Annotated in this window: 21 protein-coding genes; 10 read left to right on the top strand and 11 right to left on the bottom strand. The window is 57.2% G+C overall.

Features of this window, described 5'->3' with window-relative positions:
* Positions 1-2: 2 nt before the first annotated feature.
* From LEPTO7104_RS0109000 to LEPTO7104_RS0109025, 6 genes are all read right to left on the bottom strand, one after another.
* Positions 3-671 carry a DUF928 domain-containing protein gene (locus LEPTO7104_RS0109000; RefSeq protein WP_083887038.1) on the bottom strand — a complete coding sequence of 223 codons (669 nt, stop codon included), beginning with the start codon at positions 669-671 and terminating at the stop codon, positions 3-5.
* Positions 672-971: 300 nt separating this feature from the next.
* Positions 972-2336: a CHAT domain-containing protein gene (locus LEPTO7104_RS0109005; RefSeq protein ID WP_017298238.1), complete on the bottom strand. Its 1365-nt coding sequence runs from the start codon at positions 2334-2336 to the stop codon at positions 972-974.
* 146 nt (positions 2337-2482) lie between these two features.
* Complete coding sequence (locus tag LEPTO7104_RS0109010; protein ID WP_017298239.1) at positions 2483-4522, bottom strand: ribonuclease catalytic domain-containing protein; 2040 nt, start codon at positions 4520-4522, stop codon at positions 2483-2485.
* A 35-nt stretch (positions 4523-4557) separates the two neighbouring features.
* The gene (rpsR, locus tag LEPTO7104_RS0109015) at positions 4558-4773 is read right to left on the bottom strand and encodes a 30S ribosomal protein S18 (RefSeq protein WP_017298240.1); all 216 of its coding nucleotides are present in this window, start codon (positions 4771-4773) and stop codon (positions 4558-4560) included.
* Positions 4774-4778: 5 nt separating this feature from the next.
* Positions 4779-4967 (bottom strand): 50S ribosomal protein L33, encoded by a 189-nt coding sequence (gene rpmG / locus LEPTO7104_RS0109020; RefSeq protein ID WP_017298241.1) that lies wholly within the window; start codon positions 4965-4967, stop codon positions 4779-4781.
* A gap of 411 nt (positions 4968-5378) precedes the next feature.
* Positions 5379-5933 (bottom strand): phycobiliprotein lyase, encoded by a 555-nt coding sequence (locus LEPTO7104_RS0109025; protein ID WP_017298242.1) that lies wholly within the window; start codon positions 5931-5933, stop codon positions 5379-5381.
* 293 nt (positions 5934-6226) lie between these two features.
* On the opposite strand from LEPTO7104_RS0109025, the gene LEPTO7104_RS0109030 reads away from it, so the two are divergent.
* Complete coding sequence (locus tag LEPTO7104_RS0109030; protein ID WP_017298243.1) at positions 6227-6763, top strand: phycobiliprotein lyase; 537 nt, start codon at positions 6227-6229, stop codon at positions 6761-6763.
* A 91-nt stretch (positions 6764-6854) separates the two neighbouring features.
* Here the strand turns inward: LEPTO7104_RS0109030 and LEPTO7104_RS0109035 are convergent, their stop codons facing one another.
* Positions 6855-7862, bottom strand: a complete 1008-nt coding sequence (locus LEPTO7104_RS0109035) for a ligand-binding sensor domain-containing protein (protein ID WP_040695350.1) — start codon at positions 7860-7862, stop codon at positions 6855-6857.
* Positions 7863-8356: 494 nt separating this feature from the next.
* Here LEPTO7104_RS0109035 and LEPTO7104_RS0109040 point away from each other — a divergent pair, with 494 nt between their 5' ends.
* The 3 genes from LEPTO7104_RS0109040 to LEPTO7104_RS0109050 all read left to right on the top strand — a co-directional run bounded on the left by LEPTO7104_RS0109040 (position 8357) and on the right by LEPTO7104_RS0109050 (position 10839).
* Entirely contained in the window at positions 8357-9787 is a 1431-nt protein-coding gene (locus tag LEPTO7104_RS0109040) for a form I ribulose bisphosphate carboxylase large subunit (protein WP_026072509.1), read from the top strand.
* A 190-nt stretch (positions 9788-9977) separates the two neighbouring features.
* Positions 9978-10406: a RuBisCO chaperone RbcX gene (gene rcbX, locus LEPTO7104_RS0109045; protein ID WP_017298246.1), complete on the top strand. Its 429-nt coding sequence runs from the start codon at positions 9978-9980 to the stop codon at positions 10404-10406.
* 85 nt (positions 10407-10491) lie between these two features.
* On the top strand, positions 10492-10839 hold the full coding sequence (locus LEPTO7104_RS0109050) for a ribulose bisphosphate carboxylase small subunit (RefSeq protein ID WP_017298247.1): 348 nt from the start codon (positions 10492-10494) through the stop codon (positions 10837-10839).
* Between the two features lie 158 nt (positions 10840-10997).
* On the opposite strand, the gene LEPTO7104_RS0109055 is transcribed toward LEPTO7104_RS0109050, so the two are convergent.
* From LEPTO7104_RS0109055 to psbO, 3 genes are all read right to left on the bottom strand, one after another.
* On the bottom strand, positions 10998-11582 hold the full coding sequence (locus LEPTO7104_RS0109055) for a Uma2 family endonuclease (RefSeq protein ID WP_017298248.1): 585 nt from the start codon (positions 11580-11582) through the stop codon (positions 10998-11000).
* 133 nt (positions 11583-11715) lie between these two features.
* Entirely contained in the window at positions 11716-12210 is a 495-nt protein-coding gene (locus tag LEPTO7104_RS33285) for a hypothetical protein (RefSeq protein ID WP_155523575.1), read from the bottom strand.
* A 199-nt stretch (positions 12211-12409) separates the two neighbouring features.
* A complete protein-coding gene (gene psbO / locus LEPTO7104_RS0109065; RefSeq protein ID WP_026072511.1) occupies positions 12410-13234 on the bottom strand; it encodes a photosystem II manganese-stabilizing polypeptide in 825 nt (274 codons plus the stop codon).
* A 424-nt stretch (positions 13235-13658) separates the two neighbouring features.
* Between psbO and LEPTO7104_RS39330 the strand changes: the two genes are divergently transcribed.
* From LEPTO7104_RS39330 to LEPTO7104_RS0109080, 3 genes are all read left to right on the top strand, one after another.
* Positions 13659-14027 (top strand): hypothetical protein, encoded by a 369-nt coding sequence (locus LEPTO7104_RS39330; protein WP_017298251.1) that lies wholly within the window; start codon positions 13659-13661, stop codon positions 14025-14027.
* A 60-nt stretch (positions 14028-14087) separates the two neighbouring features.
* Positions 14088-15641: a glycoside hydrolase family protein gene (locus LEPTO7104_RS0109075; RefSeq protein ID WP_017298252.1), complete on the top strand. Its 1554-nt coding sequence runs from the start codon at positions 14088-14090 to the stop codon at positions 15639-15641.
* 162 nt (positions 15642-15803) lie between these two features.
* Positions 15804-16391: an antibiotic biosynthesis monooxygenase gene (locus LEPTO7104_RS0109080; protein WP_017298253.1), complete on the top strand. Its 588-nt coding sequence runs from the start codon at positions 15804-15806 to the stop codon at positions 16389-16391.
* Between the two features lie 95 nt (positions 16392-16486).
* Here LEPTO7104_RS0109080 and treS read toward each other — a convergent pair whose 3' ends face one another.
* On the bottom strand, positions 16487-20041 hold the full coding sequence (gene treS, locus LEPTO7104_RS0109085; RefSeq protein WP_017298254.1) for a maltose alpha-D-glucosyltransferase: 3555 nt from the start codon (positions 20039-20041) through the stop codon (positions 16487-16489).
* Positions 20042-20429: 388 nt separating this feature from the next.
* Between treS and malQ the strand changes: the two genes are divergently transcribed.
* From malQ to LEPTO7104_RS0109105, 3 genes are all read left to right on the top strand, one after another.
* Entirely contained in the window at positions 20430-21941 is a 1512-nt protein-coding gene (malQ, locus tag LEPTO7104_RS0109090; protein WP_017298255.1) for a 4-alpha-glucanotransferase, read from the top strand.
* Positions 21942-22595: 654 nt separating this feature from the next.
* A complete protein-coding gene (locus LEPTO7104_RS0109100; protein WP_017298257.1) occupies positions 22596-23717 on the top strand; it encodes an N-acetyltransferase DgcN family protein in 1122 nt (373 codons plus the stop codon).
* A 23-nt stretch (positions 23718-23740) separates the two neighbouring features.
* Positions 23741-24826, top strand: coding sequence for an alanine/ornithine racemase family PLP-dependent enzyme (locus LEPTO7104_RS0109105; RefSeq protein WP_017298258.1), 1086 nt, complete (start codon positions 23741-23743; stop codon positions 24824-24826).
* Positions 24827-25132: the final 306 nt, after the last annotated feature.

Here is a 25132-nt window from a genome sequence, read left to right on the forward strand (position 1 = left end):
CGCTACTGCACAACGGTGATGAGATTGAGCGCTTCTAAGATCTGATTCCACTGAGTCTGTACCCCCTCGTTGCCAGGATAGGTTTGGCGTAGCTCTACCATCAGGGCGATCGCGTCGTTCCAAAGGCCCTCCTGCTGGTAGGTATTGACCAGATCAAGCTGGGACTCGACCAGGGTCGTATCGGCAGGGGCAGGGGTAACAGGCACGCGGCGCAGCCAGCCCTCTAGCACAACGTTCTGCGACAGATCGCGAGGGTTGCAGGCGACGACAAAGTACCAGTGATAGTCTTGGTCGGGAGCGACCAGATTGGCAGGCAGATGCACCCCAACTATAGGCTCAGCACCCGCGACCAAGCTGGTCTCGTAGAGGCGATTTTCATTGGCATCGCTGAGAATAAACTGGCCGTGGTAGGGGGTTTCTGCCGTAGGCATGGAAAAGTATAGCGAGGGGCGATCGCTGGCCGTTACCCCCAGGTTGCTAGCGGGGTTGAGTGCCGCCATAGCTCGGCTGTCGATGGCACAGGTGCCGCGGGTGCCACCGCCTACCCGGCGGCCCGGAAACTCATTCCGGGAGTTGCTGTCAGCCTGGGCCTGCCTAGGTGCAAAAATAGCCAGTCCGAAGACTATTCCCAGGATTAAAAATACTTGCTTTGGACCAACTCGACTCATCATGGGTTTTAGCTGTTATGAATGACGATTTTTCAGAGGTGTGCTAAACAAGCCACCTACCTATTGGTAGCGCCTAATACACCAAAACAATTCCGTTTAATCACGCAGGCCGCCCAAAAGGGCCTAATCTTTTCGTAAAGAAAGCAGACTGTGCGTAAAGCCGACAACCCTTCCCGGCTTGACGTACAGCTATACCAGGAAGGCATTGCTGAACTGAGGCCTGAATTTGGGTAGGGACAAATGGCCATTTGCCCGTACGAGAGGCGTGGCTTTTTGATTCATACCTGTTTTCAGCAGCCTTCTCTACCAGGGACTGCTGATCAGGCTAAAACTGGCCCAGTAGTAGGGGGAGGACAGATCGGCCTCGCCACTGGTGGCTAAGTCAGCAGGTATCGCCACAGCGCCCCGCGTCAGCAGCAGCTGATCGTCCTCAAACCGAACCTCGCCGTGCAGGAGGGCAAGCTGGGCCTGGCGCAGGGCTTCGGCCTTGGTGGTCGTCTGCCCCAGATAGCTGTAGAACTCATTCATCAGGGCCAGGGTACCGGCATCGTCCACATTCCACAGGCTGGCCATTGCTGACTTCACCCCCGACTGTAGAGCTAATCCGGCAAAGCCCAACTCAGCCTCGTCGTCCCCGATCGCCGTGCGGCAGGCGCTCAGCACCAGCAGTTCCAAATTGGGAGAGTTCCAGGGCACTTGGCCCATGTCATTGAGGTGGAGCTGACGATCCCAAAGCTGAATATAAGAATTGCTGGGATTGCCCGGTTCGAATACCGCATGGGTGGCCAAATGGACCACCGTAGGCGATTGCAGCCGCAGCCACAGCCGCAGATTAGGCAGCGTAAACCCTTGGTTAAGGAAGGATCGACCCCGCCAGGCCGTTTCCTCCGGTCGGGCTCCCTGGAGCTCCCATAGAATGCTGGAGATTTCTGTCGGCACCGCTGGCAAAGGTTCCTGGGTCTGAAATTCAGAGGCTCCCATGACCAAAATATTGCCGGGCCGTAGGGCGCTGTAGTCGGTCTGAATGAGGTTAAAGGCAGGAATGCGGGTAAGGCTGTACTTCTCAATTAAAAACTGATTGCCGTCGTAGAGCGCCGCCAGGGGCAGCCCCCGCACCCCATTGCCCAGGCAAAAGAGTATTGTGTCAATGCCCTCCGCGTCTAAAAATTCGCTTTCGTAGGGCTCAATAATCCACTGGTAAAGCTGCTGGGCGGCAGGGCGATTGCGGCGGGGAACCACGCTGCTGGTTTCGAGCATAAAGTCGTTGACCACCCGGCGCAGTTCGTCGTCGGGCACGTCGTGGAGATCGCGCACGATGGGCTGCCCCTTGGCGGTCAGCAGCACCAGGTGAAGATGGTCGCCGCGGGGCATAATCCACAGCACGGCAGGTTTGGTGTTTGTTTCAGCGCCCAGGCGAGCCAGTGTAGCGGCAATTTCCTCCGGCCCCTGGGTGACGTCCATGGGGCGATCGCCAAAGTAGTTGGCAAAGTCTTGCTCTTGGCCCTGCTCCATGGCCATCACCTTTTCCCGCAGGGTTTGAGCGGCGGCGGGTAGGGCACTGAAGGCTGCGATCGCCACCGCTAGGCCCAGCGAAGCTAGTTTCGAGCGCGATCGCGCTGCCTGGCTGATGGAAGTCTGTGTTAACCGCCGACGAAAGTTCACAAACACGCGTCTTATCCTAAATGCACGAGTGGGTAGCGCTTAGCGCTTTGGCCAAGGGTGCCCAGAGCAAATGGATAACTCCGCTGCAAACTATGTTATTTGGCAAACAATTTACATTGTGCGGATAGAGAGCCCTACCTCGCGAAAATACCCTAGCCAGCGGTGACGGCTGCTGCCGCTTCCGCGCTTTCTGGGGATACTTCTTCAAAGCGAATCACGTCTTGGCGGGGGCTGGCATGGCTGACCCGCACCTGGAGCTGTTCCCCAAGGGCAACGGCGCGGTTGAACCGCATGGCCAGCTCCAGGCCCAAATCTTCCACCATAATCAGCCCCAGGCCTTCGTCTTCGCGCAGCCAGCGCAGCAGCATGACATCCCAAACTCGATCCTGGTGGCGGCGCAGGTATTCTAAGGCCCAGTAGCGCTTAGTCTGACGCTCGACCAGGGTGGCTTCGTAGGCGGCAGAGCTGGCTCCAATGGCTAACTCCGTCACTTCTGTGGAAGAAAAGGGCAGCGGCTCGCCCCGCAGGTGAGCCTTGAGCTGAAAATGAGTGACCAGGTCCAGATAGCGGCGAATTGGCGAAGTCACCTGGCTGTAGCTCTCCAGCCCCAGGGTGGCATGGCGGCTAGGCGTGACACCTACCTCGCTGCGGGTCATGCAGCGGCGAATGGCCGAGTCGCGTACCCAGCCCGTGGGCAGGGAAATTAGCTCCTCGTCGGAGGGGAGTTCGGGCTGGGGCTGGCTGCGAAAGGGAATCGCCAGGGCGTGGGCTTGGCCGTAGCGGGCGGCCACCTCCCCGGCCAAAATCATCATTTCGGCCACCATCTGCCGGGCCATGGAGTCGTTGAAGACTTCAATTACGATGTCGTCTTCAGCTTCAGATACCTTAATACTCGACTCGGGCATGTTGATGCTGATCGCCCCCTGGGTCATTCGCCACTGGCCCCGCACCTTGGCCCAGTGGGCCAGCCCCTGGAGTTCTGGCTCGGCGGTAATGCCCAACTCCAGCATTTCATCGACATCGTCGTAGGTGAGGCGATAGGTAGGGCGAATCAGGGTGGGGTGAATGGTGTAGTCTCGAATGTCTCCATCGTCTGTGAGGTCGATGCCGAAGCTGAGGGCGCAGCAGATATGGCCTTGAATCAGGCTCATAGCGCCAGTGGCCAGCTCGACCGGAAACATGGGGATCATGCCGGTGGGCAGGTAGACCGTGGTGCAGCGGCGACGGGCCTCTAGATCTAGATCGTCTCCCGGCATTAGCCAGCGGGTCGGATCGGCGATGTGCACCCAGAGGCGATGACTGCCGTCTGCTAACGTCTCTAGGCTGAGACCGTCGTCAATTTCTTGGGTGCTGACATCGTCTACGGTGTAGACCTTGAGGTGAGTGAGGTCTAGGCGCTGGGCATCGGGGTCCGGTGGCGGAGACTGAAGACGCTGCTTCGCCATGGTAAGAGTTTCCTCAGAAAAATGACTGGGGACTTGGCTACGGCGCAGAGCTAGGTTTTCGTGGGCGCTCCATAGTCCCAGTGCCACTAGGGTATCAAATGCACCTGCTGCTGTCGGAGGCTGGCTCAGAGCATTGAGAATTTCTACCGCCTGGGTGCGCTGGTTTGACTCGTCTCCAAACAGGGCCAGGCGCTCTAGGGTTTCAATGCGGGGGCGATCGCCTTTGTCCCAGGCTACGGCCTCTCCTGCTAGCCCCTGCTGGGTCTTGGTTAAAAACGATTCCCACTCCTGCTGCCGCTGAGTCTCTCGCTCAAGCTGCAGCCGCAGTTCGCTGACCTGGGCCGCAGGGCGCGGTTCGTAGCGATCGCCCTTTTGTTTAAAGAAAATTTTGTCTTCGACCAGCAGCCGATGGGCCGCATAGCAGAATGTCGGCCCCTGCTCAGAAAATAGCAGCTGCGCCAAAGAAGCCGGGTCGGCAGTCTCCCCGGCTTCTGATAAGAACTCCCAGGCTATTTCTAGGCTGGAAGGGTCAATGTAGGGATCGGCCTCCGCCAAAAAGGGGCCGATATCCGTGGGCTTGTAGATCTCGCCATCGACCTCGTAGGTGAGGTCACGGGGGTGCAGGGTGTGGGCTTGGCCACGCTCATCGATAACGACCCAGTTTTTTTTGCCTTCGGGCCGGTCTACCACCCCTAAGCGGTGCTGTCCCTGGTGCTTAAATTCGACTAGCGTTCCTTTGTCAACCAAGCTAACACCCTAGCGATCGCCATCTTTAGCCTAGTTTAGCCTTCCCCATTCACATAGGGCAGCAGGGCAATAATGCGGGCACGTTTGATGGCGGTAGTGAGATCCCGCTGTTGCTTAGCGGTCAAGCCGGTGATGCGGCGGGGCAGAATTTTGCCGCGCTCGGTGATGAATTTGCGGAGCAAATCGACGTCTTTATAGTCAATTGGGTCTCCGGGCTTGATTGGAGATACTCGACGACGGAAATAGGCCATGGGTCTTACTTGATTTCTTTGTGGATGGTGTGCTTGTTGCAGTGGGTGCAGAACTTCTTCAGCTCAATGCGGTTGGTCGTGTTGCGACGGTTTTTTTGGGTGGTGTAGCGCGATACACCGTTAGAGCGCTTGTCCGGGTTAGTCCGGCACTCGGTGCACTCTAGGGTTATGACGAGGCGGACGCCTTTGGCCATGACAGGTCACCTAAAAATAGGGCGGGCACAAAATAAAACACAGTCTTTCATTATTTCACAGCTGCCGCCAAATCGCCAAGATAAATATGATGGCAGAGCTAGCTGGGTTATGTCGTTGATTCTGAGTCGTCTAGGCAAAGCTGTTTCTCCGTGGGGGCGTGGGGCTGACCCTTGGGAAACAACGTGTCATTAAAGTAATGATTCTTGGCGCGGCGCACAAGCTGGGATATAGGCCAGATCTGCTGCTGGGGCCATTTCGCTGGCCCCAGACCCCCATCGACAAGGACGTTCCGCCGTCCTTGACCTCACGGAAAGGATGGATCGATCATCGGTTTAAACCTCTGTCCTGCAAATGGGCCTGTGGGAAACATTTAACCCCCTCATCTCCCCATCCCCTCATCTCCCCATCCCCTAACCCACCTTTTGCTCTACCCCAAACCCTACCAAGGCCAGGGTATCCATCGCCTCTCCCTCGGCGGGGCGTTTGTAGTTGAGAATGCGGCGAATGCGCAGGGTGGGGTTGATTAGCTGGATGGAGTCGACGGAAACGACGCGGGTGTAGGGGGTGGTCATGAGCAGTTCGCGGTTGTTCTGGCTGTAGGTGAAGCCGGAAATAATTGGGCGGTCTTCTTCGTAGGCGCGATCGCGCAGATAGTCGCCGCTGAGCACGGCACCCTCCTGTGCTTTGGGCACAAACAGCGCCCGCAGCTCCTGGGAGACTTCTTCGCCCTGGTCGGAGATGGTGTGAAAGGCTAGCTGAAACCCTGGCAGCTGGTCGATGTTTTCCACCGGGCCGTAGCCGTTGTCGGCCAGCACCTTGCGCCGCAGCTCGGGGGTGATGGCATCGACGCGGAAATCGGTGTGCGATCGCTCAATTTCCTGATGGGTGAGGTAGTGGTAAGTGCGCTCGATCGACCACTGGCCAATGCAGCAGTCGAAAAAGTAGGTGATATCGGCTAAATCCATGGCGATCGCCCCAGGGCATACACGGCAACTCCTACGGTATCAGGGTTGATGGTGGCTCTGCTCGATCGATGTCAGCCCCGCCCCGGGCGCACCCCTGATTAAGTATTAATGCTTACAGAATCTTTGAGAGAACCGCGTAGGATGGGCGGCAGCTTGGCTAAATGCCCTAGAGGAGTGATTGTCGGACGGCCGCCCGCTCACTATCATAAAGAAAACTAAGGTTAAGAAAATTAACAAATCCATTTTTCTGGATTGACTTTCATGACCTTATACCCGTTGCCTGGATGGTTGCTATGCCCTTATCCGCTGATGTCGCTCAACTTTTGGCTGAACCTCTGGTGCAGGCTTTTTTTCAGGAAACCGCCGGAGAATGGCGATCGGATCGCCGCTACTACACCCTCAAAAGCGGAGAGACTCAGGAGGTTGTTAGCCAGATTAGGATTGAGTTCTTGCCTGCCGGGGCGGAGCAGCTGATCGAACTCGCTGAGTTGCACCAGCTCAGCCCAAGCCAGCCGCTGATTTGCGGTACGACGGTGGCCTGGGAAAGTGACTATGTGGGCACCGGCAAAAAGCCTGTGGTGGGCAGCACGGTTTTTGGGGTGCGGGGCACAACTTTGTACCGCGATCGCGGCTTTGCCACCCCCAAGCCCGTCACGGCTCAGTATCACTTCAACGACAGTCGTACCCTGGTGCTCAAAACCCAGTACAACGACTCGCGCTTTGAGGAAGAGATTCGGCTGATTGGTCAGCGCTACCGCACCCGCCAAACCGTGATCTCCCGCGCCGGGGAAGAACTCATGATTGGTCAATATTTGGAAACGCGGCGCTAGAAGAACGCTCTGGGCTAAAAACCCGGGGTGCTGGACCGATGGCCAGCATTCATAGCAATGCTGCAAAGACGTTCGGTTTCTGCCTCTAGGGCTATCGCAGTGCCTCTATTACGGTGGGGCTCACTAAGCCCCAGTGGGGGTTGCCCTCCCCCGTGGTGAGGCTGACCCAGCCCAGTCCTTCGCTGGTGCCAGCCCAAATTTTGTTGCCTGTGTTGGGAGAAAGCGACAGAATTTGCCCCGAAGGCAGCGAAGGCACCTGGCCCAGTAGCTCGCCACTGTCGGGCTTGAGCTTAAACAGGCCGCTGGTGGTGCCCACCCAAACATTTCCGGCCCGATCAAACTCGGTCGTTTTTACGTTTTTGCCCCGCATAGCCCCAACCGATCGCACCAGTTCAGCCCTTACTGGGTCCACCACCAGCAGGCTGCTGGCGGTGCCCACCCAAAGATTGCCGTTCGGGCCGAGGGTAAGCGACTGTACGGCTCCCCCTGGCAAATCGCCCACTTCGCGGATGGGAAAGGCGTTGGCGGTGTTGATCTGCACCAATCCATTGAGGGTGCCGACCCAGAGGTTGTTGTTGCCATCGAGGGCGAGGGCGTTGGCGCTTACCCCCGGCAGCCGCTGCACGGTGGTCATCAGCAGGCCGCGATCGGGGCTGATCATGACCAGGCCGCGATCGGTACCGGCCCAGAGAAAACCGCGACTGTCGATCAGCAGCGACAGAACTCGGTTTGAGGGCAGCTGGAAGTTTTGGGCCGTGATCGCATTGGTGCGCGGATCAACCCGCACCAGCCCGTCAAAGCTGCCGACCCAGATGCGGCCCACCCGATCCTGGGCCAGGGCTTCGAGGGTGCGGCTTGGTATTCTGACCCGCTGGAGTATTTGTCCCGTTTCGGGATTGATGCGCGCCAGCCCGGCCCAGGAGCCGACCCACAGGTCGCCGGTAAAGTCGGGTTGCAGGGCAGTAACGCGGTAATCGGCGCTGAGGGGAGCCTGGGCCAGGATAGACGGGGCCGGGGTGCTGGCGTACAACGAGGCGGGCAGAGGGTTGAGCTCTCCCATGGACAGCGCTAACGACGATAGAACCAGCAGGCTTAACATAATCTCTCCCCACGGTTGGCGATGGCGTGCAGCAGCCCCGAATAGACTGACCTTCAAGGCTTTAGAGCACCTCAAGCGTTACAGTATATCGGCAATCTCAGGGGTTGGAGTCCCTGGGCAGAATTTGTTGACCAGCACTCCTCGGGCGCAATCCAGAGGCTGCTTCAAGGAACTTGAGAATCCCTCACCTTGGTTCACGTTCATTCATAATTTTAAGTTATGAATGTATACAGATCTTCCAAAATTAAACTTATCCAATCGCTGATAGTATGCTAACCATACGGTAATTAAAAATACTGAAAGTGCTCGCAAGGCAGCCGTTTTGAAGGGTGCTTTGCGGTGTGGCTTGGGTATTTCTACTCGTCTCACATTGGCGTGGACTGACCGGAGCTTGGGCTAAACAGAGGCTTCCTTCGTTGAGGGAGTCTGCTTGTGTGCGGCTGGGCTACAGAGGTTCGCTCGAGGGATTTCTTAGATTCACAGGATAGGGAGATATGTCTTACTCTCAGACAACGACTCAATCGAAAGCTGGATACAGCGCCGGGGTTAAGGACTACAAACTGACCTACTACACGCCGGACTACACACCTAAAGATACGGACATCCTGGCGGCGTTCCGGATGACCCCCCAGCCCGGTGTGCCCCCCGAAGAGTGCGCCGCTGCTGTGGCCGCTGAATCCTCTACCGGCACCTGGACCACGGTGTGGACCGACCTGCTGACCGACATGGATCGGTACAAGGGTCGCTGCTATGACATCGAGCCGGTACCGGGTGAAGATAACCAGTACATTTGTTATGTAGCCTATCCCCTCGACCTGTTTGAGGAAGGCTCGGTTACCAACCTACTGACCTCTCTGGTCGGTAACGTGTTTGGTTTTAAGGCTCTGCGCGCCCTGCGTCTCGAAGACCTGCGCATTCCGGTGGCCTACCTCAAGACCTTCCAGGGGCCTCCCCACGGCATTCAGGTAGAGCGCGATCGCCTCAACAAGTACGGTCGTCCCCTGCTGGGCTGCACCATTAAACCTAAGCTGGGTCTGTCGGCTAAGAACTATGGCCGCGCCGTGTACGAGTGCCTGCGCGGCGGTCTCGACTTCACCAAAGACGACGAGAACATCAACTCTCAGCCCTTCCAGCGCTGGCGCGATCGCTTCCTGTTTGTGGCCGACGCCATCCATAAGTCCCAGGCTGAAACCGGTGAGATCAAGGGTCACTACCTGAACGTCACCGCCGCCACCTGCGAAGAGATGATCAAGCGGGCCGAGTACGCTAAAGAACTCGACATGCCGATCATCATGCACGACTTCTTGACCGGTGGCTTTACCGCCAACACCTCCCTGGCTCACTGGTGCCGCGACAACGGCGTGCTGCTGCACATTCACCGCGCCATGCACGCGGTAATCGACCGCCAGAAGAACCACGGCATCCACTTCCGGGTGCTGGCCAAGTGCCTGCGCATGTCTGGCGGTGACCACATCCACACCGGGACCGTTGTTGGCAAGCTGGAGGGCGATCGCGCCGGCACTCTGGGCTTCGTTGACCTGCTGCGCGAAAACTACATCGAGCAGGACAAGTCTCGCGGTATCTACTTCACCCAGGACTGGGCTTCCATGGGCGGCGTCATGGCCGTGGCCTCCGGTGGTATCCACGTGTGGCACATGCCCGCGCTGGTGGAAATCTTCGGCGACGACTCGGTGCTTCAGTTTGGTGGTGGTACTCTGGGCCACCCCTGGGGTAACGCGCCTGGTGCAACCGCCAACCGCGTGGCTCTCGAAGCCTGCGTTCAGGCCCGTAACGAAGGCCGCGACCTGGCCCGCGAAGGTGGCGACATCATCCGCGAAGCCTGCAAGTGGTCTCCCGAACTGGCTGCCGCCTGCGAACTGTGGAAGGAAATCAAGTTCGAGTTCGACACCGTTGACACCATCTAAGTGCCTGGCGGGTGCTGCGGTACCCGCTCCGGGGCGGTTTAGGGCGCGTTGGTCAGTTCACCGATTCGCAGGGTTCCAAAATTTTGGGGAATGCTGCACAAGTTACCGAATCTTCAACCCATTCGAGCTTAGATCAGGGCTACCAACCGCCACCATGGCGGGGTCTGCGTCAATCGTTTGAGAGACATCGATGGACCTTAAGCAAACGGCTAAAGACACCGCCAAGGTGCTCACTAGCTACCTGACGTTTCAGGCTGTGAAAACGGTGCTGAATCAGCTCAAGGAAACCAACCCCGCCCGGGCCTATTGGCTCAATGCGTTTTCCACTAAAGAAGCCCTTCAGGATGGCGAAGCCTACCTGAGTGCGCTCCTAGAAGAAAGCGCAGATCTGGCCATTCGAGTGATGACCGTACGGCAGCACATTGCAGAAGGTATCTGCGAGTTTTTGCCCGAGATGGTGGTCACGAGCATCCAGCAGGCCAATATGGAGCACCGCCGCCAGCATTTAGAGCGCATTACTCAGTTGGGGAATGCAGCGCACGTAGTAGATTCTGAACTTGTTGTGGACGCTGATGTGCCGCAGGAGTCTACTGCCGAGTCAGACCCTTCCTCTGAGTAAATGCCCTGGGTTCAACGCCGTTACTGTCTATCGATTTAGTTCACGGCACCAGCCGATCCTAAATTCGTTAAAACCACGAGGAATCATGAAAACTCTGCCAAAAGAGCGTCGCTTTGAAACGCTGTCTTACTTGCCTCCTTTGACCGATGCTCAGATCGAGCGCCAGATTTCCTACATCCTCAAGCAGGGCTATTTCCCCGCTGTTGAGTTCAACGAAGATTCGAATCCCGAGACTTACTACTGGACTCTCTGGAAGCTGCCCATGTTTAACGCGACCTCTACTCAGGAAGTGCTGAGCGAAGTGCAGGCCTGCCGTTCTGAGTACTCCAACTGCTACATTCGTGTGGTGGGTTTTGACAACGTTAAGCAGTGCCAGATCGCTAGCTTCATCGTGCACAAGCCCGGCGCTACTAGCAGCGGCTACCGCTACTAAGGTCTTACTTGTAAGGGGTTAGACAACGAGCTAAAGGGCGGCGAGGATATCCTTGTCGCCCTTTGTGTTTTGGGTTTGGGATATGCCAGGTGAGTTAGGCTTTTAACCCCGCTAGCACCATAGCGATCGCAGCGGCTTTATTACTATGGCTCCCGTAACTACTGCCCCGCGGCAAAAACCTGGTCGGTTGTTAGCTGCAAATTGGGAAATCCTGGCGAGCTGATGGTATCCCCCTGGCGAAAAAGCTGGGTTTCGTAGACGCCATCAACCCAGCGGCAGATGGTAATGGTCGGCTGCTTAGGATTGCCGATGTAACGACGCCCGCCTAGGCCCAAGTAGTCCACAATCCAGTATTCACAGATGCCCATAGCCTCGTAGTCTTCAAACTTACGGGCATAATCATCGGGCCAGTTAGTGGAGACGACCTCCACCAAGAGCTTGATCGAACTGGAAAGGGTAATTACCGACTCTCGCTTCCATAGCGGTTCTTGGGCTAGCGCAGCACTATCTACCAGCAGCACATCGGGCTTGTAGCCACTTTCATAGCCCAAAGGTTGAATCAGTACCGTGTTAGGGATGAAATAGTTGAGGTTTTCCTGCTCTAGGAGAACATTAAACTTGCGGTTCAACAATCCAACCACCTGCTCATGTGCCCCGGTTGGCTGCATTTCAACCACAACTCCATCGTGCAGCTCGTAGCGTCCGGATTCTGGCACCCAGGCCAAAAACTCCGGCAGGCTCATGTATGGCTGAGATAGCGCCTGAACCACTGATTTGCCCCCTAGATATTGTTAGAGGATGGGTGCGATCGCAAAAAGTCATAGCAGCTTCTCTTCAGCGATCGCCTTGCCTGTGGTCTGATTCTACAATCTGGTTCTAGCGCTGGGTGCAGGTGGCCAGCAGCTGCTGGTCTAGATCCGAGAGGGTGGCGATCGCGTACATGCCCTCCAGCTGTGCCGGGGCGCCCTCCCCAGCGGCGCTCGCTACGGTAGAGTTTCCCACCAGGGCGACCGAGTAGGGCGATTCGCTCTGGTCATAGGCGTCGGTGACCACCAGGTCGAGGGCCCCACTTCCCACGGTGCCGCGCACGCAGTCAAAGGAGGAGGAGGGCTGGTAGACAGCGCCGCTCAAGCGCCCTTCCTTGGCTTCAAAGACAAAATAGACGGCCCCAACGGTGTTGGCCACGGGCGATTCGCCGTAGAGGTAGGTGCCATTGGGTAGGGCAGAGGTGCTTCCCGATGCGCTGTGGGCCATGGCAGAAAGCCCAATGACGGCGGCGGCAGCGGTCGCCAAACGGAGGAGGCTGGTCTGTAGGCGATCGCCCCAGGGGAGGGCTGTGGGCTGGGTTAAAGCGAGGGAAGAAGAGGCCATGACGGGGGGATTCACGCGACATCATCAATATCCCTCGAAGGGCTGATGCGCGTGGTGATAGGCCCCCGCCGCAGGGGTGATGTCGATAGGAAGAGGGTGTGATCTAGATCAGTGAAAAAAGGAATAAAAAAAGGAAGGAGCCAGGCTCCTTCCCGTTGAGAATATTTGAGAATAACAGGAGTTCAGGTCAAGGCCGAACTTAAGCTTCCTCAAGGCGGGCATAGAAGACGCCTTGGACCTTGATATCGACGGGCTTAGCGGTACCCATATCGGTGTCAGAGGGCTGTTCTGCCTCAAAGGTGCCGCCAATTTCGCCGGTGGCACCGTCAATCTTGGAGACCCGCAGAGAGATGCGGCCCTGGCCGATGTCAAAGGCTTTGGTGTTTTCCTTGACGTATTCTTCGCTGTCACCGCTGGCGGGCAGGGCCACTGCGGTATCGTAGCCGGTAGCTAGACCGCGCCCCTTAGGATCTAAGAAGTTAGAGGTTCGGTAGGAAGGCACTTTATATTCGCCTTCAAAATCCGTGGAGGTCGTCAGGGCGCTCTGCCCAGGCTGCGACTCTGCCACCAGCCCCTTAACCGTAAACAGAAAAGGCTCCTGCTGTCCGCCGGGCAGCTGCACAGTAATGGCCTGGAAATCCATGCCGCCGGTCTCAGAGAAGACCAGGCTGCCGTCGGACTTGAGCGACAGGTCGCCGCGCACCTGATCTAGGCTAGAGGTGTAGCGGGTGAGAACTTTGCCAGGTATATAGGCAGCATCTTGGCGCTTGGAGGCTTCTTCTTTGACGAAGTAAGCGGTCGGCTCGATGCACATTCCTACCAACTGGTAGGTTTTGCCGTCTTCCAGGGCTATGCTGCCCCGGGTCATTTCGGAAAGCTGTGGGCACTTGTTGGCCAGGCCTGTATTGCGGATTTGGTCGTAGGTCAGGGGCACACTACTGGCGGCACTAGGCGCTTCGCTACAGGCTGTCAGTACACTCAGGCAAATGGCCAAGAATGCAACTAAGAGGGCGCGATACCTCATGGTCTACCTCAAAATTTAGTATGTAAAAGGCGCTGTCAAACTACTCAGATAATGCGACAGCCGTTGGCTCTGGGCTGCTATGGTGCTTGCCAGAATAGCCCTGGCGCAATTGCTCCTAGGGGCCGGTCTAACACCTCCGGAGAGGCGGCGCCAATGACCATTGCGAGCGACGGGAGTAACAATCTGCTCCTAAAGCCCGACAACAATACTGGGCTTGCCCTCAGCCAGTAAAGCCTCAAGTAAGCATTCTACATGGCTCTGGGCCTCTTTCCTACGATTTGAAACCCTGGCCTTAGACAAGGCTAAAATCGATCGGTCCAGCCGCACCAAGCCCAGGCAGGCAGGGCTTTACAAAAGTCTGGAGTTGGCGTTTACTACCAGGCAGCTAACATTAAGCTATTTAACAGATCTTTGGCTTTGCCCCATGACCGACTTTCCGCCTGGCGATCGCTGCGACAATCTACCGGAAGACCTTGCCACCCTGTCACACTTGATTGACCGAGCTGCCCTGGGGCGTCGAGGGCAGAGCCTGAACCTGTTAGCCCTGCTGCGGCTGCTAGAGCAGCAGCACCGGGACATCCGGGAGACCCTCTTTCGCGACGCCCTGCCCGACAATCGCCAGCACCTCTACGCTCTGCTCAGGGACATCGAAGTCAATGGGGGCTGGCCCTACATTCAGCGTATGAAGCTGAAAGCCCTGTTGGCTAACGTGCCCGACCTAGATTTTGCCTCCCTCTTTCCACCCCCTACGGCGACCATCGAAGAAGACAAGTTTCCGGGGGAAGAAAAGTAGAGCGTTTTTTCGTCTCAAACGTTACCCTAAACGTTCGCTGTGCAGCGCCCCGGTTGTCTAATGGCTCACTCTTTTTCTCCGGCTCGGTTTCGTGGCTCCCTACGGCAGCTAGCTAGGCCGCTGCTTTTGCAGGGGCTGGCTCTGGCGTCTGGGTTGGCCGGTTTGGGGATATTCCCCATCGCTGGCGCGAGGCCTGCCCTGGCTCTTAACGCCTACTGCCAGGTCACCCAGGCCGATGCCCTGGCCAAGGAAAACCTGCGCAAAGCTGCCCTGGCGGGAGATGCACCCTCCCAGCAGCAGTACCAGGCGATCGTGAACCAGCACACCGAGGCGCTGCGCCAGTGCCGCAGCCGCACCTGGCCCCAGCACCAGGCCGTGTGGGTGCGCCTCTACCCCTGCGATTTGCAGCCCGGTATTTTAGATGCCCTGTTCGATCGCATCGTCAACCTGGGCTACAACGAAGTCTATGTCGAAGTGTTTTACGGCGGCCAGGTGCTGCTGCCCCAGGCCGACAACCCTACGGTGTGGCCTTCGGTGGTGCAGGCCCCCGGCTACGAACGCCGCGACCTGTTTGCCGAGGCCCTGGAGAAGGGCCGTCAGCGGGGCCTTGAAGTAGATGCCTGGATGTTTGCCCTCAACTTTGGCTATTCCTACGGCCTCCGGAGCGATCGCGAGCAGGTGCTGGCCCTCAATGGTCGCGGCCAAACCACCTTTACCTACGCCAAAACTGGCTCCTCTAGCAACCCCGATGAAGTCTTTGTAGACCCGTATAACACCCAGGCCCAGGCCGACTACAGCCGCATGCTGGGGGCGGTGCTGCGGCGGCAGCCCGACGGCGTTTTGTTTGACTATGTGCGCTATCCCCGCGGCGTTGGCGCCAACTCCGTGGCCGATAGCGTTGACGATCTGTGGATCTATGGCCAGGCCTCGCGGGATGCCTTTTTGCGGCGGGCGGTGAACCAGCAGGGGCAAGAGCTGATGCGCCGCTACATCAGCCGGGGGTATTTGACCGATCGCGACATCGAAGACGTGCGCGATTTATACCCCAACGAGGCCGAGCCGCTGTGGCAGAGCCGCACCCCGTCTCCCCCTTTGGCAGCGGGCCAGGAACCACCCAGCCCGGCCAGCCTCAGGCCCCAACTCCAGGCCGAACTGTGGCAGCTCAGCGTGGCCCACGCGGTGCAGGGAGTGGTTGACTTTGTCAAGCTAATTGGGGAGCAGGCCCAGCGCACGGGCATTCCCTCGGGGACGGTGTTTTTCCCGGAAGGGAATCAGACGGTCGGAACCGGCGGCTACGACTCGCGCTTGCAGTACTGGGATCGCTTTCCGACCTGGATGAGCTGGCACCCGATGGCCTACGCGGTGTGCGGCAACACCGGCTGCATACTAGACGGCGTGCGGCGGGTGCAGACCATGGTGCCGAGCGGCACGTCGCCCGTCATCGCGCCGGCACTGGCGGGCATTTGGGGCCAGTCTACCTACAACCGTCCCGCCCTGGAAACCCAGATGGAAGCCCTGCGGCGGGCGGCACCGGAGATTACCTCGGTCAGTCACTTTGCCTACTCCTGGCAAGATCCGGAGTTCGATCGGGTGCGAAAGTTCTGCTCGCTCTAGCTGTTCGGCTGGCGTGAGCGCGGCGTGAGGCTGGACGGGCGCGGCCATTTGGCGTTTGTGGGCAGGTTCTGACCTGGCTTTGGGGCGGCAACCCGTCTTTCTGTATTCTTGAGGTTTCTCTTGAACCTCTCCACCTTGCCCCCCCTTGCCCCCCTTGCCCCCATGGAAGCGATACAGCAGCAGTCTGGCCCGGTTACGCTGGTGATCTCGGAGGTCGTTGACCCCAGCCAGGTACCGGCCTACGAGGCCTGGACCAAGGGCATCAACCGCGATGCCCGGCAGTTTGCTGGGTTTTTAGGGGTCGATATTATTCGCCCCCGCGACCACGCCCACCCCGAGTACGTGGTGATTGTCAAGTTTGAAACCTACGAGCACCTGCGCTGCTGGCTGATGTCGCCCACCTACCGCGCCTGGATGGATAAATCCTACGGTCTGGTGGCGGCCCGATCGCAGCAGCACCTGCCCAACGGCCTGGAACTCTGGTTTACTCTGCCCAGGGGGCTGGCCCAGGGGCGATCGCCTGTGACCAGCCCGCCCTACTACAAGCAAGTGGTGCTGGGCGTGCTGGCGGTGTACCCGCTGATCTTGCTGGCCAACTGGCTGCTGGGGCCGTTGCTGGTGGGGCTGCCCTCGCTGCTGGGGCTGTTTGTCTCGGTGATTTTTGTCTCGGCGTTGCTGACCTACCCCGTGATGCCGTGGTTGAGCAAGGGGCTAGCATTTTGGCTCTATCCCAACGCCCGCCGTCGCTAGCCCGGCGAGGCTGGGGCAACTCTGGCGGCCCAAATACCCAGGGGTTTTGATGCCTTTTAGGGGGTCAGGCATGGGGCCGATCGCGGGCGGGTCGTCTAGGCCTGGACCTGCTGCTCCGCGACGGGGGTGACGACACCGCCATCGAGGTCGATCGCCAGCAGATAGAGAATGCGGCGCAGGGGAATTTTGACGTGGGTGGAGCGCTCGACGAGTTCTTGGCCCAGGTTGTAGATGGCCTGCTCGATCAGGTAGTTGCCGAGCAGCACCTCTAGCTCCCGCTGGGTTTGGGGCAGGAAGCTGTCGCGGGCGGCGGTGGCCAGATAGGCCTTGGTAAAGGTGGTGCTGACCCAGCGGTACCAAAATTCGGCCCACTGCTGTAGCTGATGGCGTTGCTCGGGCTGGCTCATGCCGCTCTCGATTTCGTTGTCTAAGGCAATGGTGGCGGCGTAGTAAAACGATTGCAGCATGCTGGCCACGTCGCGCAGGGGCGATCGCTTCATCCGTCGCTCGCTCAAGGTGCGGGCGGGGTCGCCCTCAAAGTCAATGATAACGAAGTCTTTGCCCGTGTACAGCACCTGCTCCAGGTGGTAGTCCCCGTGGCAGCGGGTGCGCAGGGCCGTAATCTTGTGGTTCAAAACCGATTGAAACCGCTCCAAACAGGCATCGTGCTGACCTAACACAAGCGCCGCCAGCGATCGCGTGTCGGGGGGCAGCGTGCTGAGGCGGTTTTTCAGCAGCAGGAAGACATGGCCGATCAGGTTGCGGCTGTACTGGTAGATCGATCGCTGGTAGAGCGAGGTAAACGGCTCCGGCGCAAAGGCCGGGGTGTCGGCGTCGACGCTGAGGGCAATGTGCAGCTCGGCGGTGCGCTGCCCCAGCAGCTGTATGTTGGCCAGGTAGCTGTTGATTGCCTTGCAGGCCGGAATTTGGGACTCGACCGAGGGCAGCGGGCAGTAGGGCAGCGGAAAAAAGACTTCCTCAGGGGAGGCCTCGGGGTCGACCCCGGTCGCCGGTTCCAGAGCCAGGGGCGAGCCAACGGGCATGGGCGCTTCGGCAATGTCCGACTGATCCATCACCACCAGGTCGAAGTAGTCGCGCAGATGGTCGATGGTGTAGTCCCAGGCGCTGCGGGTATCGGGGATGAACTCTTGCAGCAGGCCGATCGTGATCGGTTCTGCGTCGGGGCGGTGGTAGTCCAGGGTGCCTGCGATCGAGGGAATGTGGCTGAAGTGCTGGTGCCGATCGAGAAAGCGGCGGACTTCTAAATCGGGGTGGAGCCCTTCTTCGACCTTCTGAAATAGCTTCAAAATCAGGCGGTTTTGGGGGGCAATGCTGCCGGGTTTGCCGTAGGCGATCGAGGTATTGTTGTGCAGGCCCTTGAGCAGGGTAGGCTCAAACGGCAGGCCGCCGCCGCTGCCCGCCCCAGGCTGGCCCCCGCTGGCGTCGCCCTCGATGGAGGTGCCGGGCTGGTCGCGGCTTAGCTCATCGAAGAGAGCCGTTTTGGTGGTCAACAGTTTCCCCGCCGCATTCTCGTAGATCTGGTGGCGGGCCATGCCCTCTAGCAGGGCGGTCAAAAACGCTTTGTCGGCGATCGCGTCAAACAGCACCGCTACATCGTCGCTCTGGGCCAGCTTGAGCCGGGCCACTACCGCCTGGGGCAAGTCTGCCAAAAGCTGAAGCGCCTGGTCTCCCTCGGCCATGGCCAGAAACAGCACGTAGGTCTGCGGGTCGCCCTGAATGTAGTCGACCTGTAGCTCAACCATCTGGGCGTGGCTGCTGCCGTAGGGAATGGCGATCGCCCCGACAATGTGCGCCGTTTGCACCGTGCGGGTGCGGCCCCCAAACCAGCGGTGGCTGGCCAGGTAGCGGGGCAGCAGGGTTTCTAAACTGGCGGCAAAGCTGCGGGCCTCTGCCGACTGGAGCCGGGCGAACGCCCTCTGCCAGGTGCTATCTAGCATCGGCAGTTCGGCCAGCGGCGCGGCCTCGGGCAGGGCCGCCACCTGGGGTTTGAGGGTAAACCAGTAGACGGCGTAGGCGCCAATGCTTAGGAAGTAGGGCGACTCATCGATGGGGGGAAACTCGGTGCGGCCAAAAATTTCGACGGGCATCCACCCCTTCAGCGCCGACAGCTCCAGCTCGACGGTCTGCACGAAGCGAGACAAATTCGCCACCACCAGAATTTTTTCGTCTTCGTAGGTGCGGGTAAAGGCCAGCACCTTGCGGTTTTCGGGGTGCAGAATCTGAAAGTCGCCGCTGCCCAGGGCTTGAAAGTGCTTGCGCATGGCGAGCAGGCGCTTCATGGCGTTCAGCAGCGAGGTGGGGTTGGCCCGCTGGGCCTCGACATTTACCGTGGCGTAGTGGTACTCGGCCTCGACAATCAGCGGCAAAAACAGCCGTTGGGGGCTGGCGCTGCTAAAGCCAGCATTGCGGTCGAAGTTCCACTGCATGGGGGTGCGCACCCCGTTGCGATCGCCCACGTAGACGTTGTCGCCCATGCCAATTTCGTCGCCGTAGTAGAGCACCGGGGTGCCGGGCAGCGACAGCAGCAGGCTGTTGAGCAGCTCGATCTGGCGGCGATCGTTGCCCAAGAGCGGGGCAAGCCGCCGCCGAATGCCCAAATTCACCCGCATCTCTGGGTCCTGGGCGTAGACGCGATACATGAAATCGCGGTCTTCATCGGTGACCATTTCCAGCGTCAGCTCGTCGTGGTTGCGCAAAAACAGGCCCCACTGGCAGTTGTCGGGAATGGCGGGGGTCTGCTGCAAAATATCTGCGATCGGAAAGCTGTCCTCCATGCGCAGGGCCATAAACAGGCGCGGCATCAGAGGAAAGTGAAAATTCATGTGGCACTCGTCGCCCTCGCCAAAGTAGGCGGCGGCATCCTCGGGCCACTGGTTGGCCTCGGCCAGCAGCATCCGGTTGGGGAAGTTTTCGTCTACGTGCTGGCGCAGCTGCTTCAAAAAGGCGTGGGTCTCGGGCAGGTTTTCGCAGTTGGTGCCCTCGCGCTCGTACAGGTAGGGCACCGCGTCCATGCGCAGCCCGTCGACCCCCATTTCCAGCCAAAAGTCCATCACGTCGAACACGGCCTGCTGTACGGCAGGGTTGTCGTAGTTCAAATCGGGCTGGTGGGAGTAGAAACGGTGCCAGAAGTAGGCGTTGGCCACCGAATCCCAGGTCCAGTTGGAGGTTTCAAAATCCTGGAAAATAATCCGCGCTTCCTGGTATTTCTCGTAGGTGTCGCTCCAGACGTAGAAATCGCGCTCGGGGCTGCCCTTGGGCGATCGCCGCGCCCGCTGAAACCACGGATGCTGGTCAGAGGTGTGGTTGACAATCAGCTCGATAATGACGCGAATGCCCCGCTGGTGAGCCGCCTGCAACAGCTCCTTAAAGTCGTCCAGCGTCCCATAGATGGGATTTACATTCATGTAGTCGGCGATGTCGTAGCCATCGTCGCGCAGCGGCGACGGAAAAAACGGCAGTAGCCAAATGGCCGTCACGCCCAGATCTTGAAGGTAGTCTAGCTTCCCGGTGAGGCCCCGAAAGTCACCAATACCATCGCCGTTGCTGTCGGCAAAAGCGCGCACGGGCACTTCGTAAATGATGGCGTTCTTAAACCACAGGGGATCATTCTTCAAAGTCAACTCGTCCATTTGGCACAATATCAGCCCCTACGCTAGCGGAAATGGTTTGCTCCGTCATCTTCCCGAGGTAAGAGCGATCGCGTCGCAGCGCCGCAGGACCGCCCGCTAAAAGAGATTTTGCCGGTTCCATCAGACTCGGGGCTGTGTGCTGGCCGAATAAAACACGGTGGGCCGACAGCATCGGTTCGCTCAACCCGGTCAGGGCACCCATCCAAGCCCTAGGGGGGATGCCACTGGCGGAGATTTTCTTTTATCAATAGCAAGGCAGATTCCGCTGATTCTCTCCACAGAGCCTATAGGAGCAGCGTTTGCCCTGCTGCGTCTTTGCCCGAACCCGCCTGACCGTGGCGGCGGAGGGGCAGGCGGCAGTTATCCTCAATCCCAGCGATTAATTCCCATGAGTTTTCAACGTGCCAGCGGTGTTCTACTGCATCCCACCTCGCTTCCAGGCCGCTTTGGCATTGGCGATCTCGGCCAGGCCGCCTACGCCTTTATCGATTTTTTGGCGAAAAGTGGGCAAACGCTGTGGCAGGTTTTGCCCCTGGGGCCTACGGGCTACGAGCATTCTCCCTACATCATGAACTTCAGCACCTTTGCGGGCAATCCGCTGCTGATCGACCTGGAGCAGCTTGCCGCTGAGGGGCTGCTAGAGGCCGAGGACTTAACGCCCCTAACCGACGTAGACCCAGAGCGGGTTGATTTTGAAAAGGTGATTGCCCACAAAACCCACTTTTTGCGGCGGGCCTGCGATCGCTTTTTCTCCATGCCCGAGCGGCAGGAAAACTTTCATCAATTTTGCCAGGAGCAATCCTCTTGGCTGGATGATTTTGCCTTTTTTATGGCGCTGCTAGAGGCCAACGAAGGCAAGAGCTGGAACTTCTGGGAGCCCGCGATCGCCCGCCGCGAACCGGAGGCGCTGCAAGCCCAGCGGGAAGCCCTAAAAGACCAGATTCAATACCACCAATTTGTGCAGTTTAAGTTCTTTGAGCAGTGGCAAAAGCTGCGCCAGTACGCCAACGACAGAAATATCAAAATCATTGGCGATATTTCTATCTATGTGTGCCACAACAGCTCCGATGTGTGGGCCGACCCGGAGATCTTTAAGCTCGATCCCAACACCTTTGAACCGGCCTACATCGCCGGGGTGCCGCCCGACTACTTCAGCGCCACCGGCCAGCTGTGGGGCAACCCGGTTTACAACTGGGAGAAAGTTGAAAAAACAGATTTTGCCTGGTGGATCAAGCGATTTCAGGTGACACTCCAGTACGTCGATATTGTGCGCGTCGACCACTTTCGCGGCTTTGAGGCCTACTGGCAGGTGCCCGCTGGCGAAGAAACTGCCATCGGTGGAGAGTGGATTGAAGCGCCCGGCGAACGGTTTTTCATTGCCCTCGAAAAAGCCCTGGGAACGCTGCCAATTTTGGCCGAAGATCTCGGCATTATCACCCCCGAAGTGGAGACCCTGCGCGATCGCTTTGACTTCCCGGGCATGCGAATTCTCATGTTTGCCTTTGGCGATGACCCCGACAACGCCTACCTGCCCCACAACTACACCCGCAACACCGTGGTTTACCCCGGCACCCATGACAACGACACGGCGATCGGCTGGTGGCAGCAGGCCAGTGACGCAGAAAAGTGGTTTCTCGCCCGCTATGCTGGCTATAGCTCGCCCGAGGCGATCGAAGACATCAACTGGCTGCTGATTCGCACCGCGCTGTCCTCCGTGGCCGATCTGGCGATCATTCCCTTGCAAGACCTGCTGGATTTAGACGGGCGATCGCGCATGAACGACCCCAGCCACAACGACGGCAACTGGCGCTGGCGCTACCGCAGCTCGACGCTGCTGACCCAGGCCTTGAGCGATCGCCTGCTGACCATGACTCAGCTCTACAGCCGCTCGGGGGGCTGAGGGGGAGTGCGATCGAACCCCTGGGCGATTTCATTGAGGATGCTCTCGATAGTTGCGGCTTTGTCAACGTGGCCCACCTCGCTGAGCATTTCCGCCAAGACGAGTAAATAAGTTTTCTCGGCAATCAAATGCTCATAGTCGTCAGGGGGGCCCCAGTAACCATAAATCGGTACAAAACCTTCTGGAATAACTGTGTTTTCTATTTCACGGTCGTATTCATCTAGAGCATCGGGATAGATAACGCCAAAGCCGCCATCACTATTGCCAAAACCTTGTTGTTTGACCGCATAAGCCGCTAGCTCAGTCAGCGATCGCCCACACCCATAGCCAGGAACGCTCGTTTTGCCTCAGCAAGCCTAAATTCTCAGCAGAAAAAAGTAATCTATGCTACAGTCAGGGCGTTGAGTATTTAAATTAGACTCAATTAAGGTTTGAGCTTTTCGCTACAAAGCACATAGGGTCTGGTCGCCTGAGAGAATTGCCGGATTCCACAGAGTTTATTGCACAGTTCCTTTGGCGAATGCGAAAAAATGGCGAAGCTTCAGCATGATGAAAATCATGCATTTTTTGCGTAGAAATTAAACCTGAGAACCCCAAAGGACCTGGCCAGTCTTTCGAGGATTTTTAAGACTAATTAAAAGAGATTTTTTTTCAATGGAAATGAAAAGACAAACAGCCCTAGTTTACTGCGAAAAACAATTTGGCTTGGTAGACGGCAAAACTGCTGCAGCGTTGGTTCGACATTCTGAAATTTATACCATTGTCGGAATTATTGACAGCTCACTAGCTGGCAAAGACGCCGGGGAAGAATTGGGGGAAGCTAGAAACGATATTCCCATATTTGCTGATCTCGGTGATGCTTTAAGCTACCTTTCAACGGTGCCAAGCTGTTATATCTATGGCAAGGCTCCCTTAGAAGCTTGTATCGCCAGCGATGAAAGGCTTTTAATTGTAGAAGCCATGGAGCACGGGATGGATATTGTCAATGGACTCCATCAGTTCTTCTCCGAAGACCAAGAGTTTGCCGATGTGGCTGTACAGCACAACGTTGAAATCAAAGACATTAGAAAATCGCCTCAGCTAAAAGACTTGCATGTTTTTACGGGGAGAATATCTGAAGTCAATGTTCCTGTCATTGCAATGCTGGGCACGGACTGCGCCTGTGGGAAAATGACCACTGCCGTAGAACTCAACAAAGCGCTCAATAAACTTGGCATTAAATCGGTATTGGTGGCCACCGGCCAAACCAGTCTGATGCAGGGCGCTATGTATGGCGTGTCGATCGATGCCCTGATTTCGCAGTTTGTAATTGGCGAAATAGAGCACGCCGTTCTTCAGGCAGTTGAGCAGGAAGATCCTGACATTATTTTAGTTGAGGGCCAAAGTGCCGTTAGCCACCCCGCGTTCATGAGTTCTCTGGGCATCTTAAAGGGAAGCATGCCCGACGGCATTATTCTTCAACACCCACCGGCTAGACGGTTCCGGTGTGATTTTCCTAATCTGGCGATGCCGAGTGTTGAGAGCGAAATTGCGCTAATTGAGGCCGTTTCTGAGGCTAGGGTAATGGCGATCGCCCTCAGCCACGAAAACCTGACCAATGAAGATATCTTGAGCACCATAAAGACCTACGAGCAGCAGTTTCAGCTGCCAACAACGGATGTCTTGAGCTATGGCTGCAATAAACTCGTTCAAGCCTTAGCCGACCGTTTTCCCGCGCTAAACCTCAAGATTCAGCAAACGCAGCTAGAAAAAATTCCTGTTTTGACAACGAGATAGGCATGGCTGTCAAAGCATAGAAAATGGATATTTTTCTGCCAAGGATAGAAATTTGCCTGTCAAAAATACGGGAGAATGCCAGGATTCTGTCTGAGTTGTATGGACAAAACGGCATTTCTCTCATGGGAGTTTCCAAGGCCGTGCTCGGAGAGCCTGCCATTATCGAAGCTATGGTTCAAGGCGGAGTAAAGTACATTGCCGACTCTCGCCTTGAAAACATCCAGAAGATGAAGGCAGCTGGAATCGCAGCCCATTTTGTGCTTCTGCGCACTTCCCCAAGCCAGGCGGAGGCGATTGTTAAGGCCGTAGACATTAGCCTTAACTCGGAGATTGAAACCCTAAGAAAGCTTTCTTACCATGCAAACGCCGATGACAAAACTCATCAGGTTATTGTCATGGTGGAGATGGGCGATTTGCGCGAAGGTGTACTCCCCTGCGATCTGTCTGAGTTTATTCGAGAAGCCCTTACGCTAACGCATATCAACATTGCTGGAATTGGCTGTAACTTAGCTTGCCATGGCGGCATCAAGCCAGACCGCAAAAACATGGACAACTTGTCCGAGCAGGTCAATAGCCTTGAAAGAGAATTTCAGTTTGGCTTAGGAATTATTTCGGGAGGTAATTCGGCAAACTATGAATGGTACAAGGCCGCCCAGGATGTCGGCAGAATTAATAATCTCCGCCTGGGTGAATCGATTCTTTTGGGCTGCGAAACCGTGCACCGAAAGGCCATTCCAGGTTTACACACCAAAGCATTTCAGCTCTTTGCCGAAGTGATTGAGTCGAAGCGGAAGCCATCCCTGCCGATCGGCGAGATCTGCCAGGATGCTTTTGGGAGAGTGCCTACTTTTCTAGATCGAGGCGTTCACCAGCGCGCTATCCTAGCCTTGGGAAGGCAAGATGTTCTGGTGTCTGGCCTGAAGCCGAATAGCGCGCTAGACATACTAGGTGCTAGCAGTGACCACATGATTATTGATAGCGATCGCCACAATTTGCAGGTGGGAGATGAGGTGAGTTTTAATCTGGATTATGGCAGCCTTCTCACCGCCATGACCTCTCCCTTTGTTCGAAAGGAGTTTATAAACTGTAGTGCGGCGATGGCATTGTAAGTAAGTTTGATAATCTATAAAACGCATTTCGACTCCGCTCAATGCTCGATCCGTTTCTGGGCAGAGAGTTGAGCGGAGTCGTTTTGCTCCGCAACGCTATCGCGAACACGAAGTGTCTCCCAAAGGGGAAAACCCAAAAACTCAAGCTGGGTTTAATTTGGCCCTCCTACTTAGCGCTGCCCATTAACCGCAGTACGAATCCCCGATTGCTTACAGATTGCTTACAGATTGCTTACAGATTGCTAATATCAAGTCCGGCTAATCAACCCTAGAATGGATGATGGAGTTGCAAAACAGGTATAACGC

The organism is Nodosilinea nodulosa PCC 7104 (assembly GCF_000309385.1).
In the GTDB taxonomy this organism is placed as follows: domain Bacteria; phylum Cyanobacteriota; class Cyanobacteriia; order Phormidesmidales; family Phormidesmidaceae; genus Nodosilinea; species Nodosilinea nodulosa.